We start from the raw sequence: 21157 nt of genomic DNA on the forward strand, positions 1-21157 counted from the left end.
ACACCACAATGTTTCTTTCCTAAACTCTTCCAACATCACCAACCGGCAACCCGAAATTCCTTCAAGCAAGAAACCAAAACACTATACAATTGAAAGTTGTTCAACCGCTTCCGACTAGGAGAAACACCGAAGAAGCTCTTCGTTTTTTCCTCCTCGCCGCGGCGACTCATACAACTATACAGACCCCCAAACAGCCCTGCAACCCGAAAACGGGTGAAGTAGGACACAAAAAGGACCTTGAAAGGGTCTCAAACACCCTTTCCAGGCACTAAAACACCTAGTCAGGGTGTTTTAAGGGTGATAGAAAATCTTTAAAAAACTTCTAGAAACCTCAAAAATCTGCGAGTTCCCCTCTCTGGAGCCCCAAAACAGGGTCGAAAGGCGCCCAAAGCCCTCGCCAACAAAGACAAACCAAGAAAACCCAGAGCCAGAGGGCAGCAGAACGATACAAGAAGAGCCCCTCCTGACGGAGGGGCTCTCTACAGGACTCGTATATAGGGGATATGTAGGAGAACAAAAAGGAGAGGCACTCCCCTACTGAATACTTCAGCAGAGAAGCCCCCTCCCCTTCTATATGCGTTGAAGACTAGATCAGCTCCAGACTAGATAAGCTCTACAGCACCCTGGTTCTTCTTACCTCGGCGAACCATTGCAAAACGGCCATGCAGCAAATCGTCCTTAGAGATGGTGGCGTCCTCACCCTGAACCTTCACACCATTTACCGAAGCACCGCCCTCCTTCAGAATGCGACGAGCCTCAGAGTTAGACTTCGCAAAGCCCAGCTCAGTCAGAACAGAAATCATGTCCAGGCGGTCCTCGGACAGCTTCGCCGAAGGAAGCTCAGCAACCACAGACTCCAGAGTTGCCTCGTCCAGAGCAGCGAAATCGCCCTTACCGAACAGAGCCTCCGAAGCAGCCACAGCCTGATCGGTAGCCTCGGTGCCGTGCACCAGCGAAGTCACCAGGTACGCCAGAGTCTTCTGAGCCTCACGCTTAAACGGCTCCTTCTCAACCTTCTCCGCAAACTCAGCAATCTCAGCACGAGTCAAGAAAGTAAAGACCTTCAAACGATCCAGCACATCCGCATCCGCAGTGTTCAGCCAGAACTGGTAGAACGCGTACGGCGAGCACATCTGCGGGTTCAGCCAAATAGCGTTACCCTCGCTCTTGCCGAACTTAGTGCCATCAGAGTTAGTAATCAGCGGAGTACCAATAGCGTGAACGCTCTTACCCTCCACCTTACGAATCAGCTCGGTACCGCTGGTCAGGTTACCCCACTGATCAGAACCACCGGTCTGCAGAGTACAACCGAAACGACGGTTCAGCTCCAGGAAGTCCAAGCCCTGCAGAATCTGGTACGAGAACTCGGTGTACGAAATGCCCTCATCAGAGTTCAGGCGCTTCGCAACAATCTCCTTCTTCACCATGGTGCCCACGCGGAAATGCTTACCAACATCGCGCAGCAGCTGCAGAGCAGACATCTGACCGCTCCAGTCCAAGTTATTCACCATACGAGCAGCGTTTTCACCTTCGAAAGAAAGGAAACGCTCAATCTGAGCACGCAGAGACTTAACCCACTCAGCCACAACCTCGGGAGAGTTCAGCACACGCTCAGAAGTCTGACGCGGATCACCAATCAGGCCGGTGAAGCCACCCACCAGGCCCAGCGGCTTGTGACCAGCCAGCTGCAGACGACGCATCACCAGCAGCTGCACCAGGTGACCCAGGTGCAGGGACGCAGCAGTCGGATCATAGCCCGTGTAGAAAGTCAGGCTCTCCTCGCTCAGCGCCTTCTCCAGAGCAGCCTCATCAGTGCTCACGTGCACCAGGCCGCGCCACTTCAGCTCCTGCCAAATATTCTCGAAGGTATCGTCATTATGCTGCGCGTTGAGGATCTCGGCAGACATGCTTCTCCCATTCACAAGGTAACAACGCCCAAAGGCGCTCGAACAAAATATGTAACAAGCCTAGCACCGCACCAGCCCAAACGCTCAGAAAAACCCAAGCGAGCGCCCAAACCGGTGCGGCACCGGCTCAAAGAAATAACAGATAGAGGCTACACGAGCCGCAAGGCTGCAGACCCGCGGGCATCCGCGAACCCACCATGTGCAGGCGCTGAGTCGGACGAGTCATCGACACGTACAAGTCGCCCACAGCACCATCAGCATCATCAATCAGCTGCTGCGGCTCAACAATCACCACAACATCAAACTCCAGGCCCTTCGCCTCCCACGGAGTCAGAACCAGCACCTGATTCTCCAACGCAGTCTGCGCGGTACCCGTACGATCAGCATGAGCACGAGCCACAGCCTGAGCCGTCTGAACATACAGGCTCGGCGGGCACACAACACCAATCAGCGCGCCACCCGAATGAGCGACCTCCTCGCTGACCACGGCCACGGTCTGCTCCACAACAGACTCGGGGGCGACCTCATGCACCAGCGGAGGCCACTTGCCCTCACGCACCGCACGAGGCGCAGACACCTCATAACCAGCAGCCTGAGCAACCGACACCGCCGCCTCAGCAATCTGAGCCGGAGTACGGTAATTAATCGTCAGCTCCTCCAGGGTGAAACGCTCACCCACAAACGGCTCCAACGCCTGCGACCACGACGAAGCAGCCGCAGCGGAAGACGCCTGAGCAATATCGCCCACAATCGTGAACGACTTCATCGGGCAACGACGCATCAGCAGACGCCACTGCATGGGCGAGAGCTCCTGAGCCTCATCCACAACAATATGGCCATACGCCCACGTACGATCAGCAGAAGCCGCAGCCGCAGCCGTCATACGCTCGCCACGAACCTCATTCATCATCGCAATCTGCTCAGGAGTAATCACGCCATCAGCGCCAATATCCTCCAGCGACTGGTGAACATTCTCCAGCGCCTTCGCAGCGTTCTCAAGGTTCGCACGATGCTCCGCCGCAGCACGAGCCGCCGCAGCCGCACCGGTCACCTTCGAAAAATCGCCCAAAAGCTCAGCAGCCTCATCCAGCAGCGGAACATCCGCCTCAGTGAAAGGAGCCTCCGCCGGACGAGCCAGCAGAGCACGCTCAGCCTTCGACAGCTCACGGGTCGCAGACTCCAAGTAATGCGGCTTCGAGAACAGCGAGCGCAACAGAGTCTCCGGCGACAGCGGCATCCACACCAGGTTCAGGGCGCGGCGCACATCCATCGAAGCACGCACATCATCCTGCAGGTACGGACGCTCCACCACACGACCCGCCGCACGGTTCAGCTGATCATTCAGCTTCGCGGTCAGCTCCTTCAACAGAATCTTCACGAACGTCTCACGAGCCTCATTATGCGGCTTGCCGGTCGAACGAGCACGAGAACGAGCCGAACGAACCATCTCCGGAGTCAGCTCAACATCAGTACCCTCAACATTCAGACGCTGAACCTGAGCCGGCACCTTCTGACGATCCGCAACCGCACGCTTAATAACCTTCACCATGCGCAAATCGCCCTTCAGCGCCGCAACCGCACGATCCTTCTCAGGCACAGCACGCAGACCCGGGTACAGGGTCGCCAACGAAGACATCACCACGCCGGTCTCGCCCAGCGACGGAAGCACACGCTCGATGTACCACATGAACGAATTCGACGGACCAACCACCAGCACGCCAGCCTTCGACAGGCGCTCACGGTTCGTGTACAGCAGATACGCCGCACGATGCAGCGCCACAGCGGTCTTACCGGTACCGGGACCACCCTGCACAACACGCACACCCGGCAGCTCCGAGCGGATAATCGCATCCTGCTCAGCCTGAATCGTCGCCACAATATCGCCCATACGGCCGGTACGCTTCTTATTCAACGCCGCCAACAGAGCACCCTCACCGTGGAGGGTGTCCTCATCCTGCAACATCTCCGAATCGAAGACCTCATCCTCAATATTTACGACAGTGCGGCCCTCAAGCATCAGGTGACGGCGGCGTCGCACACCCATCGAGTGGAAAGCAGTCGCCTGATAGAACGTACCCGCCTCCGGGGCACGCCAGTCCATCAGCAGACGCTGCTGATTGCTATCCGTAATACCAATACGACCGATATAACGCACCGCATCAGCGCCCTCACGGTCCATATCCAGTCGGCCAAACGTCAGACGAGAATCCACAGCATTCAGCTGCGCCAAACGATCCTCATAGTGAGTAGCAAAAGAGTCACGCTCCGAACGGTTCTGATGACCGCCCACCGCCTGATTCTTACGCACAGCAGCCAGCTTCTCAGCCGTCTCCTCACGGAGCTCATCCAGGCGAGCATACACGCGAGCAACATACTCACGCTCCGCAGCCATCTGCTCAGCAAACAGCTTCTCAGCCGCCGAAGAATCAGCAGACTGCTGGGGTAAAGATTCAGATGACACGTAAGCTCCTTAAACCTATGGTGTCTCAAAGACAGGGTGCGACAGGCACCCAAAAATACGGGTCACTATTTTACAGGACAGGCTCCGAAGGGCAGAAATATTACCCCCACAGAAAAGTGCCCCACCGGCTCAACCGGCGGGGCACCCCACATCAATATCAGCCGCACGCACCCTAAGGGCGGTAAGCCTCAAACTCTATAAAACTACTTCGACGGTAGCGGGTACTCAGACACCAAGCTCAGCGTCTCAAGACGGTAACCGTCCAGCGCCTCACGACCACCCAGACCCTCCAGCTCCAGAAGAGCGCCGACGCCGGCAACCTTCAGGTTCGCGCGCTCCACCAGCTTCGCGGCAGCCACCAGGGTACCGCCAGTCGCCAGCAGATCATCCAGCAGAAGAACACGAGTGCCCGGCGCGAAATCATTACAGTGAATCTCAATTGCCGCGCTACCGTACTCCAGCGCATACTCCTCACGGTACGTCTCACGCGGAAGCTTACCCGCCTTACGAACCGTCATAATGCCGGTGCCGGTAGCGTACGCGAGCGCAGAAGCAAGCAAGAAACCGCGAGCCTCAACACCAGCCACCACATCAAACTGACCCTCAAAACGAGTAGCCAGCTCATCAATGCACGCCTTGAACACCTCAGCATTAGCGAAGAGAGTGGTCACATCGTAAAAGAGGATGCCCTCGTGCGGGTAATTCGGAATCGTAGCGCAAGCAGCCGGAATCAACTGCTCAATAGGGGTTCGCGAAGCCTCAGAAGCGGGAACGCTCATGCTCTCTCTTTCGTGAAGTGGATAGCCCCGGAAAAAACGCCCGGGAACAATAACGCGGTAGAAGCCGCCTACAAAATTCTACCCTCTTCACCCGCGCTTGTCCTCAGATGAGCGACAAGAACCATCTGCCGGGATTAGCCTCTCTGAATCACAACCCGCAAGTCACGCTTAAGAATCTTGCCGGTCGGCCCCAGCGGCATGCTCTCCACCATCACGTAGCGGCGAGGATACTTATACGCCGCCAAACGAGTACGCGCCAACGCATTCAACTCCGCCTGCAGCACGCCCTCATCAGCACCCGGACGCGGCATCACCACGGCGACAACCTCCTCGCCCACGCGATCATCCGGCACGCCCAACACAGCTACCGACTGCACCTGCTCATGGGTATAGAGAACGTCCTCAATCTCACGCGGATACACCGAATAGCCGTTACGCAGAACCATGTCCTTAATACGGTCCACAATAAAAATATTGCCCTGCTCATCAACACGAGCAACATCGCCGGTCGCAAACCACTCGCCGCCAAAAACCTCAGCAGTAGCCGCAGGATTATTCCAGTAGCCAGCCATCACATTCTCGCCACGTACCCACAGCTGACCGCTCACACCCGGCGCGCACTCGGAACCCTGCGGGCAACGGACCTGTACCTGCACGCCCGGCAGCACACGACCTACCGAACCGAGCACCATGCCGAACTCCGCCTGATTAAACGAAACCACCGGCGAAGTCTCACTCAAACCGTAGCCCTCATACACCGGGCACTCAATCAGCATTTTCAACGCAGAATGCACCGGCGCAGGTAGCGGCGAACCACCCGAAATACCGAAGCGGATGCGACCACGCAGCGAGCGCGCACGCTCAGGCTCAGCCTCCAGCGCCGCCACCAATGACACATACATGCTCGGGACCGCAGCCAACACCGACACCCCGGCACGCTCCATCAGATTCAGCGCGCCATCAGGGGTAAAACGCGGCAGCAAAGCCACCGTAGCCGACGCCGCAAACGCCGCGTTCATCGACACCGTCTGACCAAACGCATGGAACAGCGGAAGACCACCAAAAATGACATCCTCAGCGGTGAATCCAAAAACACTCACGCAGCTACGAGCATTCGAGAGGATATTCGCGTGAGTCAGAGTCGCGCCCTTCGGCTTGCCCGTCGTACCCGAAGTGTAGAGAATAATCGCCGCATCGTTCGCCCCCACCGGAACGGGTTCCAGAACCGTCTCGGCAGGCTCATCAAAAGGAGCTACCGGCGAGCCCTCTCCCCCGGTGAAAATCTCGCAACGAACCGAACCGTTCTTCACCAGAACCGTCGACGAAGCCTCCGACGCCAGGCGAGTACCCGCAAAAGCGAAAAGCACCTTCGCCCCGCTATCGCGCAGATGATACTCCAGCTCCGCGCCCGACAGCAGCGGATTCAACGGAACACAAATCGCACCCGCAGCCACAATGCCGTAATACAGCGCAGGCATCAACGCCACATTCGGCATAGACAACGCCACACGGTCACCACGCTCAACACCGAGCGCCTCCAGATGACGCTGAACCTGCGAGGCAGCAGACGCCAACTGCGCGTAGCTCACCACCTGCATATCAGCAGGTTCAGAAGCCGGAATCGCCAAAGCAGCCTTAGCCCCGGCAGACGATGCCGCCTCCGCCAAAAGGTAGGCAATATTGTTCGCTGAATCGTGCATTTCAGACATGATAAAAAACTCTCACCACAGAAAAATCGGTATATCTAGAAAAGAAGAAGCCGAGCTAGAAGCCCGCAAAGAGAGCCTGAAGACAGCAGAAGGGCGTACCTTCAGCCGCTCCCCCGACACATCAGAGGAACAGCACAAGATACGCCCCAGCTACTACTGAGCAGCAGACCAATCCAAGAAGCTCTCCGCCAGCGCAGCCCCACCATTGGGGTCACGAGTCACAACAATGACCGTATCGTCACCGGCGATAGTGCCCATAATCGCCTCAAGACCGCCCTGGTCAATCGACGACGCCAAGAACTGCGCGGCACCCGGAGGAGTACGCAGAACCGTAATATTTGCCGAACCCTCAGCGGTAATCAGCAACTCCTTAAACAGGGAAATCATACGGGCGTCAGGTGCAGTACCGCCGCCACGACGAGCAGGATAATTTGGCACAGCATAAATCAGGCCGGCGCCTTCATCACGGATGCGCTCAGCGCCAATTTCAACAAGATCACGGGAAAGGGTCGCCTGAGTAACCTTCATACCATCATCGGTCAGGTACTGCGCCAGTTCAGCCTGGGAGCGGACACGTCGGGTCTGCAGCAATTCAACGATGCGTGCCTGACGCGCGATCTTGGTCGAGGGGAAAGGCATAATATCTCTTCTTCCTACGGTGCCAATCACGAATTCAGAACGGGCTGCCCAGCGGTGGCGCAGCGCAACATTCTTCACTACCCAAGATAATACATATGCACATAAATATGCGCACCAAATATGGATTATTCCAAGATGTGGGGGAAATTTCAGGGTTTATCTCACCAGCTGTCACGCAAAACGCCGCGAACGTAGCGTGTATCTACACATTCAGGCGCATAACCTCGCAATGAATGCATAGCGTGCAAGAACATTCTGGGGTGGTACGTCACACCAGTCAAGAGATCTCCGGCAGGCGAGCATGCAAAAGGAGCCCGCCTCCAGCAACACCACGTGCGCCAGAAACAGGCTCCTTCAACAAAACTTCGAGGTGAATCCTCAGGACGCAGAACGCCTAGCGCTCATCCTCCACCAGACCATCCAAGTCCTCATACTCAACATCGCGCGAACGGCGGTTCAGCCACACAGCAAAACCAAGACCCAGCAAAAGCACCAGCACCGCACCAACAATACTTGCGATACCGGCAAAACGCTCAGCATTCACACTGTCCTCAGTCACAGGCTTCAACGTGCCCTTCTCAGCGGTGTAGACGACCTCAAGAGTGCCGCCCTTCTCCACCAACAGGCCATCCACCTCACGCGGGAACTCGGAAGGAACATCACCAGTCTGCGAACCACGGAACTCAATCGGAGCACCCGAAGTCACTTGATACTTATCCTTCAGGTTCGACACATACGTCTTACCGTTCAGCGCGTCATCAGCCGGCAAGTTGCCCTTATAACGAGCAACATTGCCCTTCGTAATCAGGTCAGGAGTCAAATCCTGGTAGGTGCCCTGAATGACCCAGCTCTTACCGGCATACTCGGCGTTATTATTCACCGACGCAAAAGCACGGACACCCGCAATAGCCAAAACAATGGAAAGAATAACCGCGACAGCAGCAGAAAGAACCGACAGCCAGTTCACGCCCGGACGGTCATCCAGCTCTTCCTCACTCATCGCGAAAAGAGAGGAGTTCTCTTCCTCATCGTCGTACTCGTCGTACTCGTCGTACTCCTCATATTCAGAATCCTCAAAGTAGGTTTCTTCGACCTCAGACTGCGACAGCTCATCCTGTTCGCGCGAGTTCTCTCGATTAGCCATTACTCTCTCCCTCACTTCATCTATCTTCTAGGGTACCCATAACCACACGAGTTCACCAAGGAAAGCGCTTATCAGCGCTTCATGAACACGCTAAACAGGTAAACCCACCACGCAACGCCAAAAGCTACGGGGTGGGAGCCAACAACTCCCACCCCGTCAGCACTAGGCATTACGCCATAGGGTTAGACCCGGTTAGACACGCGGTTCCGCACCCAGCTGCTCAACAGTCGCAGCCACAGCAGCCTCACGAGCAGCCGACGCCTCATCAGCAGTCAGCGTACGATTCGGCGCACGGAAACGCAGGGCAAACGCCAAAGACTTCTTCGACTCATCAATACCGACACCGCGGTAATCATCAAAGACGCGGATATCCTCCAGCAGCTCGCCAGCGCCCTCACGCAGAACACGCTCCACCTCAGAAGCAGGCAGATCGCGGTCCACCAGAAGCGCCACATCCTGAGTAGCAGCCGGGAAAGTCAGCACCGGAGTAGCCTGACGCGCCTCAACACGACCAGCGAACAGCGCCGAGAAATCCAGCTCAAACGCGCAGGTGCGCTCAGGCAGGTTCAGCTCCTGCAGCAGCTTCGGGTGCAGCTCGCCAGCGAAACCAACACGCTCACCGGCAGCGTTCAGAACCTCAGCCACACGGCCCGGGTGGAACGCAGTGTGCACACCGTTACGGACCTGAATCTCAGCCGAAACAGCGGCAGCCACCAGACGCACAGCGTCCAGAGCATCACGCCAATCGTAAGCGCGCGGAGCGGCACCCGGCATCGCCTCGTGCTCAGTACCTGCAAACAGACCAGCAACGAAAGTGGGCTGCTGCGGAATACCGGCGTTCAGATCAGCCAGAACCTCATCCGAAGGACGAGCACCCAGCGGCGGAATAGACTCCGAACCCAGCCGCTCACCCGGAATGAACACGTGACCCGCCTCAAAAATAGCCAGGTTCTTGAAACCACGAGACAGGTTACGCTTCAAAACCTCAACCAGGCCAGGCAGCAGCGAACGGCGCATCCAGCCCTCAGCCGAAGAAATCGGGTTCTCCAGGCGAACCGAAGGAACCTCAGTCACCGGGTTCTCAGGGGTGCTCACCCACGGAGCCGACCACAGGTTGTTCGCATCAGCCGACACGAAGGGGTACGCGAACACCTCAGTCAGACCGGAAGCCGCCAGCGCATTCAGCGCACGACGCTTACCCGCCTGCTCCGGAGTGTAACCGCGACCCGCAGGAGCCACCGGCAGAGTCGAGGGGATGTTCTCGTAACCGTCAATACGTGCGATTTCCTCAGTCAGGTCCTCCTTCGCACGCAGGTCAGTACGCCACGAGGGGACAGTCACCGCGTAACCAGACTCGGTACGCTCCACCGAGCAGCCAATCTCACGCAGGCAAGACTCAATCTGCTCCGGCGAGTAATCCACGCCAATACGACCAGCAGTGTAATCAGCAGGCAGATCAATCACGACCGGCTCATAGCCGAGCGACACATCAGTAACGCCCGGCTCAACCTGAGCACCAGCCAGCTCAACCAGCAGCTCAACCGCACGCTGAGCAGCCGCAGCCTGAATCTGCGGATCCACGCCACGCTCAAAACGCTTCGAGGACTCAGAAATCAGCTTGTGACGGCGAGCAGTACGAGCCACCGACACCTCATCAAAACGAGCAGACTCCACCAGAATGCGGGTGGTCGAGTCAGTCACCTCAGTCGAGGCGCCACCCATCACACCGGCAAGACCAATCACGCCGGAATCATCAGCGATGACAATATCCTCGGGGTGCAGAGTACGCTCAACACCATCCAGGGTCACCAGCTTCTCGCCAGCAGCGGCGCGACGCACCACAATCTCACCCTGAACCTTGTCAGCATCGTAGAAGTGCAGCGGCTGACCGGTCTCCAGCATCACGTAGTTCGAAATATCCACCGGCAGCGACAGCGAGCGCACACCCGCCAGACGCAGACGCGAAGACATCCACGTCGGAACCGGCGCATCCGCCTTCACGCCCGACACCTCACGCATCACGAAGCGAGTGCATGCGGGGTTACCGTGAATCGGGGCGTCATCACGCAGGACAACCGGGTGACCGGACTCGTTCGTCTCCGGGGCGCGCTCGCCGTACGCCAGCACAAAATCCTCAAAAGAAGAACCGGTAGCGTGGCACCACTCGCGAGCAATACCGCGCAGAGAGAACGCGTAACCGCGGTCCGGGGTCACATTCACCTCAGCAGCCTGATCGTACAGGCCCAGCAGCTCCATCGCATCGGTGCCAAGCTCCGGGTCCAGGCCCAGAGTCGAAAGCACCAGGATGCCTCCGTGATCATCACCAATACCCAGCTCACGAGTCGAAGCAATCATGCCAGCCGACTTGTGGCCGTAGGTCTTACGGGCGGTAATCGCGAAACCACCGGGCAGAACAGCACCGGGCAGGGTCACAACAACCTTGTCGCCGGGTACGAAATTGTGGGCACCACAAATAATGCCCTGAACACCGGAAGGCTCAATGCCCTTACCGGTCAGAGTCTGCTCCTGGCCCTCCGGAACCACACGCACCTGGCACCAGTTCACGGTCTTGCCGTTCGAATGGGTCTCCGGCTCCATAGAGAGCACCTGACCAACCACAATCGGGCCGGACAGCTCATCAGAGGGGCGGTGAACGTCTTCTTCTTCCAGGCCAACCTTCACCAGGGTCGCCATCAAATCTTCAGCCGAAGCATCCTCGGCTACAGGCACGAACTCGCGCAGCCATGACAGGGGTACACGCATAATTTAGATCTCCATCCCGAACTGCTCAGAGAAACGGATGTCGCCTTCAACCATGTCATGCATGTCAGCGACGTTGTTACGGAACATGAGGGTACGTTCAATACCCATACCGAAAGCGAAGCCCGAGTACTCCTCAGGGTCGATACCCGCAGCACGCAAAACGTTGGGGTTCACCATGCCGCAGCCACCCCACTCAATCCACTGCGGGCCGCCCTTAGCGTTCGGGTGCCACAAATCCAGCTCAGCGGAAGGCTCAGTGAACGGGAAGAAGTTCGGGCGCAGGCGAATCTTAGCGTCCTCACCGAACATGGCGCGTGCCATGTACTCCAGGGTGCCCTTCAGATCAGCCATAGTCAGGCCCTTATCCACGGCAAGACCCTCGATCTGGTGGAAGACCGGGGTGTGGGTCGCGTCCAGCTCATCGGTGCGGTACACCTGGCCCGGGCACACAATGTACAGCGGCAACTCGCGAGAAAGCAGCGAGCGCATCTGCACCGGCGAAGTGTGGGTGCGCAGCAGCAGGTGAGCGTTCTTCGGTTCAACGTAGAAAGTGTCCTGCATTTCGCGTGCCGGGTGATCCGGCTTAATGTTCAGAGCGTCAAAGTTGTACCACTCAGACTCCAGCTCCGGGCCGTCAGCAACTTCCCAACCCATACCAACGAAAATGTCGGTCAGGCGCTCCTGCATCAGAGCAATCGGGTGGCGGCCACCCAGAGAACGGCGAGGCGACGCAGCCGAAACATCCACAGCCTCCTCAGCCAGGATGCGAGCCTCACGCTCAGCCTCCAGCTCAGCGGTACGAGCCTCAATAGCCTCAGTCAGAGCCGCACGAGCCTGACCCATCAGCTTACCCACCGGGCCCTTGTGCTGGTTCTGAAGATCACGCATCTGGCGGTTAGCGATGCTCATGATGCCCTTCTCACCGAAGAAGCTCAGGCGCACCTCCTTGAGGCTGTCAAAGTCCTTAGCCTTCTCGCGAATCTCCTGCTTGGCACGCTCACGCTCAGCATCAAAAGCCTCACGGATAGCGTCCAAACCGTTCTCGGGGTTCTCCTCCAGAACCTGCGCAATGCGGGCGAGAACCTGAGCCGGGCCGTTAAGACCCTCGTGTTCCTGCACGGAATCGGTCATTGTCACTCTTCTCTGCATACCACCGGCACTATGCCGGCTGGCTCGTTATACACCTTAGGCAGCACCGTCTGCTCTCCCCCGGCCCCTCGCACTGGGTGCGGAGCAGGGGTGGCGACGGGCGCATATCCTATCCATTTTAGACCAGAGAACGAAGCGCAAACAGCAGAACGCCCGGATAGTCCATCCGGGCGTTCTTGAGCATATAACCTCAACAACAATGTTGAAGAGTTGTACTTACTTCAGAGCCTGCTTCACAGCCGGGTCGAAAGAAGCACGAATCCACAGCACGTTCGCAATGAACCATGCCGCATACAGGGGCACGAAGCCGTAGCGCTGAGCGTCAATGACATTACCAATCAGAGACAGAATCGCCACGAACGCACCCAGAATCGCAAAAATCAGACCGACAGTCAGGCCCAGACGCTTGCCCTTCTGAATCGTGAAGTAGACCCAGATGTACACAACCGCAGAAACAACCAGCAGGCCGATACCGCCTGCAACGCCGACCTCCGGCAGACCCTTCAGCGGGGACAGGTTATCCGGTGCGAACGAGGAAATAACACCGTGGATCAAGCAGAGCAGCGCGGAGACAATCATAATCTCCTGCAGACGCAGAATCTTCGGGTGCTTGGTCGGCGAGTGGAACAGAATTCCGCGCGGCTCAGCGCCGCCTTCCTGAATATAAATAGCTTGAGTGTCCGAGGGAACCGCGTCGGAGCGGTAGGCACCCGGATCAAACGGGGGTTGAGCAGTCATCATTGTCTCCCAATACGTATGTGATTTCTCCCTCAATACTACCCGCCTACCGATTGGTTTCCAAAGTATGTATCCGTGTCGAACCCATATATGACAAATTCCTCTCCCCCACAAATACACAAGTCAGAATCACCTGGCGCATAATTCACCCTCAAAGTATGAATAAAGGCGGGACTCCCCACAGGGAATCCCGCCTTCAAACAGTGTCAAAAAAAAGATAGAGAAAATTTATCCTGTTACCGCCGCGAACGTGTCACATAACGGTGACTTAGCCTCGCAACGAACTAGCGCAGAGCATTAGGTCAGACCTTGGGTCTACGCCTCACCAGTGCCAGTGTCCTGCAGCTGCTGCAGAAGCGCTTCCACAATCGGCAAATCCGCCGGAATCCACGGCAAACCCAGCAAATCATCGTACGCCTGCGCGTCATCCTTAGACTTCGGCAACGGCATCCACCGCAGCGCGCTATGATCTTCCAAAGTATCCGGAGTACCCGAAAGGATCTCCGCGAAGAACACGCGCATCGCCAGACGCTCGCTCAGACGCCAACCCTGCGGATACGCGCCGGGCACCTCAGCACCCAAACGCGCCTGCACACCCAGCTCCTCCTTCAGCTCACGCACCAGCGCCTGCTCGCAGCTCTCCCCCGGCTCGACCTTACCGCCCGGGAACTCCCACATGCCGGCAACAGTCTGCGGCTCAGAACGCTGAGCCACCAACATACGGGTCGGAGCCTCCAAAGAATCAACCACGGCGGCGCCAACCACCTGAACCTCAAACGAGGGCGACACTTCACTCATCTTTCTCTACCTTCTTCTACGCTTTAGAATCCTTCATCGGATGCGCATCTTCAGCAGCGTGCTCCGCTACTTCCTTCTCTGCATCCTCAGTATCCTCAGGCTCAGGAGCTTCCTCCACGCCTTCCTGCCACTCTTCTTCCTCATCATTCATATTCGAGGCTTCTGCCACCTCACGGCGAATATTAGTGCCGTCATTCAGCAGAATCAGAAGGCGGTTACCGTTCTTGAACTCCATGAGGAAGACATCCTCAAGCTCGACCTCAGCGGCACGCAACTGTAGGTACACCCAATCCTCGGTCTTGTGCGCATCCGCGATATCGCGAGTGACCAAGCTACCCTTCACAATCAGAGCAAAGTTCGGCACACCGTCACCCTTACGGATCACGCTCAGCGCACCGTTCGGTTCAATCTGAGCGAACTCAATGTCTTCCAGGTCGTAAATACCCTGCGCACGAAGGTCAGCAATCAGGCGCATCGGATCAAGAACCACATCTGCCTGCTGGAAGCTCTTAATATCGATATCACCATCCGTAATGACCGGCACGCGCTGCTCACGCACCGCCATATGCAGAAAACGAATCTTCGTGGTCGCCACGTTCAGCAGCTGAATCATGCACAGCGTAAACACCATGTAGATGACAAAGTAGAACAGGCTAATCTGCTCGCTGTACAACACGCCACCGAACACACCACCGATGACAAAATTACCAATGGTGTCAATCGGGGTCTGGTGCCCCGCCTGAGAACGGTGAGTCAGACGCAGGTACACCAAAAGAATGATCAGGCCAACGAAAATCTTTAGCAAACGATAAACGATCATCTCAACGGTCATAACAAAAATCTCCTAGAACTAAGCCCGGAAAATATCCGGCTCCAAATAAATGATGCGTGCCGCAGGAACTGCCTCACGAATACGAACCTCAGCCGCGTCAATCTCATCAGCCACCGCACGACCAGTGTCAGCATCATGAATGCGAATCTTCGCCGCCACCAGAATCTCCTCAGGACCCAGGTGCACGGTCTTAATGTGGATAATGCGCTCGCTATCGCCATCCTCAATCGCCGCGCGAATCTTCGCCAAATCCTCCGGCGAAGCAGCCTCACCCAAAATCAGCGACTTCATCTCCACCGCAAGGAACACAGCGATAAAGACCAACAGCACGCCAATAGCCAGGGTGCCGAATGCATCCCACAGACCATTACCGGTCAACAGAGTCAGACCCACACCAAAGAGCGCAAAAATCAGACCCAGCAGCGCGCCCGCATCCTCCAGCAGAAGCACCGGAAGCTCCGGGTTCTTCGAAGTACGCAAGAAACGCATCCAGCTCTGCTTGCCCTTCAGATCACGCGACTCCTTCACCGCCACGCGGAACGAATTACCCTCCAGCAGAATCGAACCCACCAGAACAGCCACCGGAACCCACTGCCACTCAGTAATACCGTGCGGGTCATGCAGCTTCTCATAACCCTCATACAGAGCGAACAAGCCACCCAGGGCAAAGATAATAATCGAAACAATAAACGCGTAAATATAGCGGTTACGGCCATAACCAAACGGGTGCTCCTCATCAGCCTGCTTCTGCGAAGCGCGACCGCCCAGAAGAAGCAAAAGCTGATTACCCGAGTCAGCCACCGAGTGAATAGCCTCCGCCAACATCGACGAAGAACGAGTCAGCGCAAAAGCCAAAAACTTCAGCACCGCAATACCCAGATTCGCACCCAGCGCGGCAATAATCGCGCCCGAACCCGAATGACCAGAAGGAGCAGACATATTTTCCCTTTCTCAGCCCTAAACTAAAACTCTAAAACCTATGAGGCTAAGGCGGCCCGCCGCTATGCCACAGCCGCGAACCGCCCAAAACCTAGAAAAATCTAGCGAGAAACGCCGCGCTGAGCCATCGCCGAAGCATACAGGCACACAGCAGCAGCCGTACCCACATTCAAAGACTCAGCCGAACCATAAACAGGAACAGCCACGCGCATCGTGGCGGCAGCCTTCTCTTCAGCGTTCAAGCCCTGCGCCTCATTACCGAAAAGCCACATGGTCGGCTTAGAAAGATCAAAATTACCCTTCACACCGGACGGGGCACTCGCCTCCACACCGGCACGACGAGCCGCAGTGTACTCACTCAGCTCCTGCAGATTCACCGCACCATAGCCGTCAGCAGCCAGCACAGCAGTACCCTGAGACTTCACATCCTCCGCGAAATCCTCCAGCTGCACGCCCTGAATAATCGGCACATGGAACAGCGAACCCGCAGTAGAACGCACCGTCTTCGGGTTATACAAATCCACCGAACCCTTAGTCGTAATCACCAGGTCAGCACCGGCCGCATCAGCCACGCGAAGAATAGTGCCCGCATTACCCGGATCCTGCACACGAGACAGCACAGCAATCAGCTTCGGGTTCAACGCGCCCTCACCCCACAGCAGCGAGAACGACGCATCCACCATAAAGGAAACCGCAATAATACCCTGCGGGCTCACCGAATCAGCCATCGCCTCCAGCACTTCATCGGTCACCACACGCATAAAGACGCGGCGGCCCTCCTCCGGGGTGGGAGTGCCGTACACCTGCTCCAGCAGCTCAGCAATATCCTCATGACGGTCAAAAGCCGCCTCCGTAACGTAGACAGCATCCAGAATCGGCTTCTTCAGATGCGCCTTCAACGCCTCACGCACAGCCTGCGGGCCTTCCACCAGGAACTGGCCCTTCTTCGTGCGGGCAGCGCGGGTACGCAGCTTCGCAATATCGCGGACACGATCTGCCTGCGGATTGGACATCACAACGGGGGTACTAATACGTTCAAAAAAGTTCACTCTTAAAGGGTACAGGCAAAGGCACACCCAAAAACACGGAACAGCCACAAGCACAACCCCAGATACGCAGAAAGCGGCCGCCCACACTCAAAGTGCAGACGGCCGCTCACGACGCTTAAGCATCCTACCCCGAACCTAGATTTTCGAGGTAAGAACACAACCTAGGCTAATTAAGCCTTGGGAGCCGAGGTGTCCTCGGGCAGGTTGTTCTTAGCAATCTCAACCAGTGCGTTGAAAGCAGCGGGCTCGTTAACAGCCAGCTCAGCCAGCATACGGCGGTCAACCTCAACACCAGCAGCCTTCAGGCCCTGGATGAAGCGGTTGTAGGTCAGGCCCTGTGCGCGGGAAGCAGCGTTAATACGCTGAATCCACAGGCGACGGAAGTCACCCTTCTTCTTACGACGGTGGTCGTAGCTGTAAACCAGCGAGTGAGTGACCTGCTCCTTAGCCTTACGGTACAGGCGAGAACGCTGACCGCGGTAGCCGGATGCACGATCGAGAATAGTACGGCGCTTCTTGTGCGCGTTAACCGCGCGCTTCACACGTGCCACGTGTGTCTCCTTCGTCTTATGTCCTGAACAGCTCACATATCACGCTGAACAGGAGCGAGTCTTTAATCAGTGCGCACCACTATCGGTGCGCCAGGTGCAGAGAGTAAGCGTTGCTTACTTACCCAGCATCTTCTTGACAACCTTTGCCTGGCCGCCGGTAACGATCTGGTCAGAAGCCAGACGACGGGTCAGACGAGAGGACTTGTGCTCCAGGTAGTGGCGACGGTTCGCCTGCTGGCGCTTAACCTTGCCGCTACCGGTGAGCTTGAAGCGCTTCTTAGCACCAGAGTGGGTCTTCTGCTTCGGCATAGCTGCCGTTCTCCTTACATTCATCCCCCGCCACAACGGCGGGGTAGCTTAGTGGGGTTGAGCGATACACGCATCAGCCCCAAGGACCAAAGGTGAGGCACCCCCAACGAGGTGCCTCGGAACCGGCACCGGGTGAACCCGCAACACCCACCCAACGGTGGAGGCGCGTGCCCATCCTAAAGTGACGACCCGGTTCCCTACTCGGCGGAAGCCTGTGCCTTCAACTCGGCAGGCATAGCGTCTGCCAAAGAATTAGTTACGGGCTTCGCCTTGGTCGTGTCAATACGCTCGCGACCCTTGCGACCGCCGGCGCCCTGCTCACGGCGAGCCTCTGCCTTACCGCGAAGCGGAGCCAGAACCATCACCATGTTGCGGCCATCCTGACGGGGGCGAGACTCAACGGTACTCACCTCAGCCAGCTCAGCCGCCAGACGCTCCAGCAGACGCACACCCATCTCGGGGCGCTGCTGCTCACGACCACGGAACTGAATCATTGCCTTGACCTTGTCACCACCGGAAAGGAAACGACGAGCGTGTCCAACCTTGGTTTCGTAGTCGTGGGTATCAATCTTCAGGCGGAAACGGATCTCCTTCAGAACGGCATTAGCCTGCTTCTTGCGGGATTCACGAGCCTTGATTGCGGCTTCGTACTTGTACTTACCGTAATCCATGAGCTTGCACACGGGCGGCTTCGCGTTCGGGGCAACCTCGACCAGGTCGAGTTCGGCGTCCTCAGCCAGACGCAGAGCGTCCTTCAGAGGGACAACGCCTACCTGCTCGCCACCGGGACCGACAAGACGGACCTCGGGAACGCGGATACGATCGTTAATGCGTGGTTCGCTAATGACTAGCTCCTGTGCTCTGTGGGTTTCCCCGTGAATACTATCCGTTGCGGGCACTAAAAAAGCCCCCGCAGTTACACAAGCGGAGGCACAAACCAGCGTACGCCGAAAGCGGCGGACGAACCCGTTCACCTCAAAACTCGCAAACAAACGCCTGCGGCGGTCAACCGGGTGGGAGGCATGCTCCACTTGCAAACTGCCTACAACCATACCGCAGAATCCCCGACAGACGCAAGGAAATAGACGCAAAACACCATAAAAATTGCGGAGACTCCCCCAGAAAGTCCACAGAAGCACCCACTCTTAAGGACGCATTTACCGAAACAAACGAAATATGAGATTCTAAGACTATGAGCACTGAAAACACGAACTTCCGCTTCACCGCGGAAGAAGAAACCCCCGTACACGGCCACACCGAACTCACCGAAGAGCAGGTCGAAGCCGTCAACGAACAGCTGCGCGACATCGCAGACGTACCCGCCATCGAAATCATCAGCTCCGCAGCCATCCACATGATGAGCGCTGCAGCCGTCAAGTGCGGCCTGGCAGCAGACGAAAACGCCGACGACCTCAAGGACCTCGACGAAGCACGCAAGCTCATCACCGCACTGGCAGGCCTCGTCACCGCCGCAGCACCCGAAATCGGCTCCCAGCACGCAGCACCCCTGCGCGACGGCCTGCGCACCCTGCAGCTCGCCTTCCGCGAAGCATCCCCCTTCCCGGACGAGCCCGGCAAGGGCCCCGGCGAAAAGCTCACCGGCCCGGTGTACTAAACCAGCACGTGTACTAAACCAGGACGTACGCTAAACCAGCTGGTCTACTAAGCCGCCCCTGGTTTATGTCATCACGAAGCCCCGCCTCCCTCGTACTGAGGAAGACGGGGCTTCGTCACATATAAAGCCTGTGCGAGCCTGTGCGGATAAGAAATCTACGCGGACTAGATAAGCGGACTAGCGCGAACCGGTAGCTTTAGCGGGCACCCAATGTATCAGGAACGGTAGCTTTAGCGGGAACCAGCCGCCTCAAGAGCCTGCTCAAAACTAAAGTTGCCCACATACAGCGCCTTACCAAGCACCACGCCCTCCAAACCATAAAGCACCATGGAACGCAGCTTCACAAGATCAGCCAGCGACGCCACACCACCGGACGCCACCACCCGACAAGCAGTTTGAGCCAGTACCTCATCCAGCAGCTCCGCACCGGGACCCGCAAGAGAACCGTCCTTACTCACATCCGTGACGATATAGCGGCGCACACCCGCGCTCTCCAGCCACGCCAGCGCCTCCGCCAGGTCAGGGCCCGACCAGTCGGTACCGCGAGCCACCGTCACCCAGCCCCGCTCAGGGTTATAGCGGGCATCGAGGCCAAGAGCCAGAAGATCAGAATCGGCATAACGAGCCAGAGTGCTTTCAAGCCAGGAAGAATCCGCCAGAGCCGCACTGGTCACGTTCACGCGATCCGGGTTCAGGCTCAGGGCGCGCTCCAGACTCTCAGCATTACGCACACCGCCGCTGACCTGAATACGAACCGGAGCGGAGCCGCGGGCATTCTCGGCACGGACGGCGGCAACCACCTCAGCCAGAACCTCAGTATTCGTGCCGCGACCAAACGCCAAATCAAGGTCAACCAGGTGAATCCAGCGAGAACCAGCCTTCACCCAGGTCAGAGCCGCCTCAACAGGGTCGAGGCGCTGCTCACCACCGGACAGGGTGCCACCCACCGGGCGCACCGCATAGCCTTCAGAAATATCAACAGCGGGCAGAAGTTCAAGAACGGGTGCAGACATTAGTTACCTCCCGCAGCAGTAGTGGCGTCGCCAGAAGACAGGCGACCGGTCACCGCCAGGGACGCAACCCAGCGGCGCATAAACTCCGCACCCAGCTCGCCAGAACCTACCGGGCAGAACTGCACCGCCGTCAGCGGACCGTTCTCAACCGCCGCGATATAGGCGGGCTCGGTGACAGTCCAAGTCACCGCCGGAGGGGCAATATATTCAATGCTCTGATCAAAAGCCCACTCAAAAACGCCGTGCTCAGATTTGAAGTGAGCCTCGCCCTCAAGATCCTTGAGCAGCGCACTATCGGAGGAAGAACGCAGGGCAGAAACACCGGGCACCAAGTCGCGGGTAGAAAGCTCCACACCCTCGCCGGGCCACTCCCCCATACACTGCACCTGAACCTGCCCCATCTGCGGATGCACCACCGTAATAGAGTCAAAGAGGCAGCTCAGTGCCGCACCGGCAACCAGCACCGGACGACCGCCAGCAACACGGCGACCAATCACGCGCTCAGCGTCCTTAGCTTTCAGATCTTCATACGCCTCAAGAGAGCTCGCGCCGCCGGTAACCACCATACCGTCAGCCTCACGCAGCTGATCGGGCACAGCGGTCACGATGACCTCCGCCCCCGCATCCTGAAGAAGCTTCACCAGGGCACCACGAGTTCCGGGTTCCCCCAAAACGGCAACCACAGGACGAGCAGTCTGTACAGATTCAGTTTCCTGTGCAGATTCAATTTCGGTGAGTGTGGGTTCAACGGGAACAGGCATC

Annotated in this window: 19 protein-coding genes; 1 reads left to right on the forward strand and 18 read right to left on the reverse strand. The window is 57.4% G+C overall.

Annotation, left to right across the window (positions count from 1 at the left end; genetic code table 11):
* Positions 1-602 precede the first annotated feature (602 nt).
* The 16 genes from tyrS to infC form a co-directional block, all read right to left on the reverse strand.
* Positions 603-1907, reverse strand: a complete 1305-nt coding sequence (tyrS, locus tag HMPREF2605_RS04645; RefSeq protein ID WP_070847159.1) for a tyrosine--tRNA ligase — start codon at positions 1905-1907, stop codon at positions 603-605.
* 127 nt (positions 1908-2034) lie between these two features.
* Positions 2035-4368: a HelD family protein gene (locus tag HMPREF2605_RS04650; protein ID WP_070847161.1), complete on the reverse strand. Its 2334-nt coding sequence runs from the start codon at positions 4366-4368 to the stop codon at positions 2035-2037.
* Positions 4369-4571: 203 nt separating this feature from the next.
* Positions 4572-5147 (reverse strand): adenine phosphoribosyltransferase, encoded by a 576-nt coding sequence (locus HMPREF2605_RS04655; RefSeq protein WP_049355170.1) that lies wholly within the window; start codon positions 5145-5147, stop codon positions 4572-4574.
* A gap of 134 nt (positions 5148-5281) precedes the next feature.
* Positions 5282-6856, reverse strand: a complete 1575-nt coding sequence (locus HMPREF2605_RS04660) for an AMP-binding protein (protein WP_070847163.1) — start codon at positions 6854-6856, stop codon at positions 5282-5284.
* 153 nt (positions 6857-7009) lie between these two features.
* Positions 7010-7495, reverse strand: a complete 486-nt coding sequence (locus HMPREF2605_RS04665; protein WP_044150633.1) for an arginine repressor — start codon at positions 7493-7495, stop codon at positions 7010-7012.
* A 394-nt stretch (positions 7496-7889) separates the two neighbouring features.
* Positions 7890-8639 carry a hypothetical protein gene (locus tag HMPREF2605_RS04670; RefSeq protein ID WP_070847165.1) on the reverse strand — a complete coding sequence of 250 codons (750 nt, stop codon included), beginning with the start codon at positions 8637-8639 and terminating at the stop codon, positions 7890-7892.
* 192 nt (positions 8640-8831) lie between these two features.
* Entirely contained in the window at positions 8832-11402 is a 2571-nt protein-coding gene (gene pheT, locus HMPREF2605_RS04675; protein WP_070847166.1) for a phenylalanine--tRNA ligase subunit beta, read from the reverse strand.
* Between the two features lie 3 nt (positions 11403-11405).
* Positions 11406-12533: a phenylalanine--tRNA ligase subunit alpha gene (gene pheS, locus HMPREF2605_RS04680; protein ID WP_070847168.1), complete on the reverse strand. Its 1128-nt coding sequence runs from the start codon at positions 12531-12533 to the stop codon at positions 11406-11408.
* Positions 12534-12767: 234 nt separating this feature from the next.
* Entirely contained in the window at positions 12768-13289 is a 522-nt protein-coding gene (locus tag HMPREF2605_RS04685) for a hypothetical protein (RefSeq protein ID WP_049352677.1), read from the reverse strand.
* A 315-nt stretch (positions 13290-13604) separates the two neighbouring features.
* A complete protein-coding gene (locus HMPREF2605_RS04690; RefSeq protein WP_070674036.1) occupies positions 13605-14087 on the reverse strand; it encodes a (deoxy)nucleoside triphosphate pyrophosphohydrolase in 483 nt (160 codons plus the stop codon).
* Positions 14088-14103: 16 nt separating this feature from the next.
* Positions 14104-14919: a DUF421 domain-containing protein gene (locus HMPREF2605_RS04695; protein WP_049345309.1), complete on the reverse strand. Its 816-nt coding sequence runs from the start codon at positions 14917-14919 to the stop codon at positions 14104-14106.
* A gap of 18 nt (positions 14920-14937) precedes the next feature.
* Positions 14938-15858 carry a cation diffusion facilitator family transporter gene (locus tag HMPREF2605_RS04700; RefSeq protein WP_005507873.1) on the reverse strand — a complete coding sequence of 307 codons (921 nt, stop codon included), beginning with the start codon at positions 15856-15858 and terminating at the stop codon, positions 14938-14940.
* Between the two features lie 101 nt (positions 15859-15959).
* A complete protein-coding gene (locus HMPREF2605_RS04705) occupies positions 15960-16961 on the reverse strand; it encodes a TrmH family RNA methyltransferase (RefSeq protein ID WP_005507128.1) in 1002 nt (333 codons plus the stop codon).
* A 116-nt stretch (positions 16962-17077) separates the two neighbouring features.
* The gene (gene rplT, locus HMPREF2605_RS04710) at positions 17078-17458 is read right to left on the reverse strand and encodes a 50S ribosomal protein L20 (protein ID WP_005507127.1); all 381 of its coding nucleotides are present in this window, start codon (positions 17456-17458) and stop codon (positions 17078-17080) included.
* A 114-nt stretch (positions 17459-17572) separates the two neighbouring features.
* Positions 17573-17767 carry a 50S ribosomal protein L35 gene (gene rpmI / locus HMPREF2605_RS04715; RefSeq protein WP_004006287.1) on the reverse strand — a complete coding sequence of 65 codons (195 nt, stop codon included), beginning with the start codon at positions 17765-17767 and terminating at the stop codon, positions 17573-17575.
* Between the two features lie 197 nt (positions 17768-17964).
* The gene (infC, locus tag HMPREF2605_RS04720; RefSeq protein ID WP_005507875.1) at positions 17965-18666 is read right to left on the reverse strand and encodes a translation initiation factor IF-3; all 702 of its coding nucleotides are present in this window, start codon (positions 18664-18666) and stop codon (positions 17965-17967) included.
* Between the two features lie 293 nt (positions 18667-18959).
* On the opposite strand from infC, the gene HMPREF2605_RS04725 reads away from it, so the two are divergent.
* Positions 18960-19382 carry a DUF1844 domain-containing protein gene (locus tag HMPREF2605_RS04725; RefSeq protein ID WP_005507125.1) on the forward strand — a complete coding sequence of 141 codons (423 nt, stop codon included), beginning with the start codon at positions 18960-18962 and terminating at the stop codon, positions 19380-19382.
* A gap of 230 nt (positions 19383-19612) precedes the next feature.
* Here the strand turns inward: HMPREF2605_RS04725 and HMPREF2605_RS04730 are convergent, their stop codons facing one another.
* A complete protein-coding gene (locus HMPREF2605_RS04730) occupies positions 19613-20395 on the reverse strand; it encodes a HisA/HisF-related TIM barrel protein (protein WP_070847170.1) in 783 nt (260 codons plus the stop codon).
* Positions 20395-21156, reverse strand: a complete 762-nt coding sequence (locus HMPREF2605_RS04735) for a type 1 glutamine amidotransferase family protein (RefSeq protein ID WP_083324848.1) — start codon at positions 21154-21156, stop codon at positions 20395-20397. Before HMPREF2605_RS04735 ends, HMPREF2605_RS04730 begins: the two co-directional genes overlap by 1 nt.
* Position 21157 lies beyond the last annotated feature (1 nt).

The sequence above is a fragment of the Rothia sp. HMSC065C03 genome, assembly GCF_001837295.1.
GTDB lineage: Bacteria > Actinomycetota > Actinomycetes > Actinomycetales > Micrococcaceae > Rothia.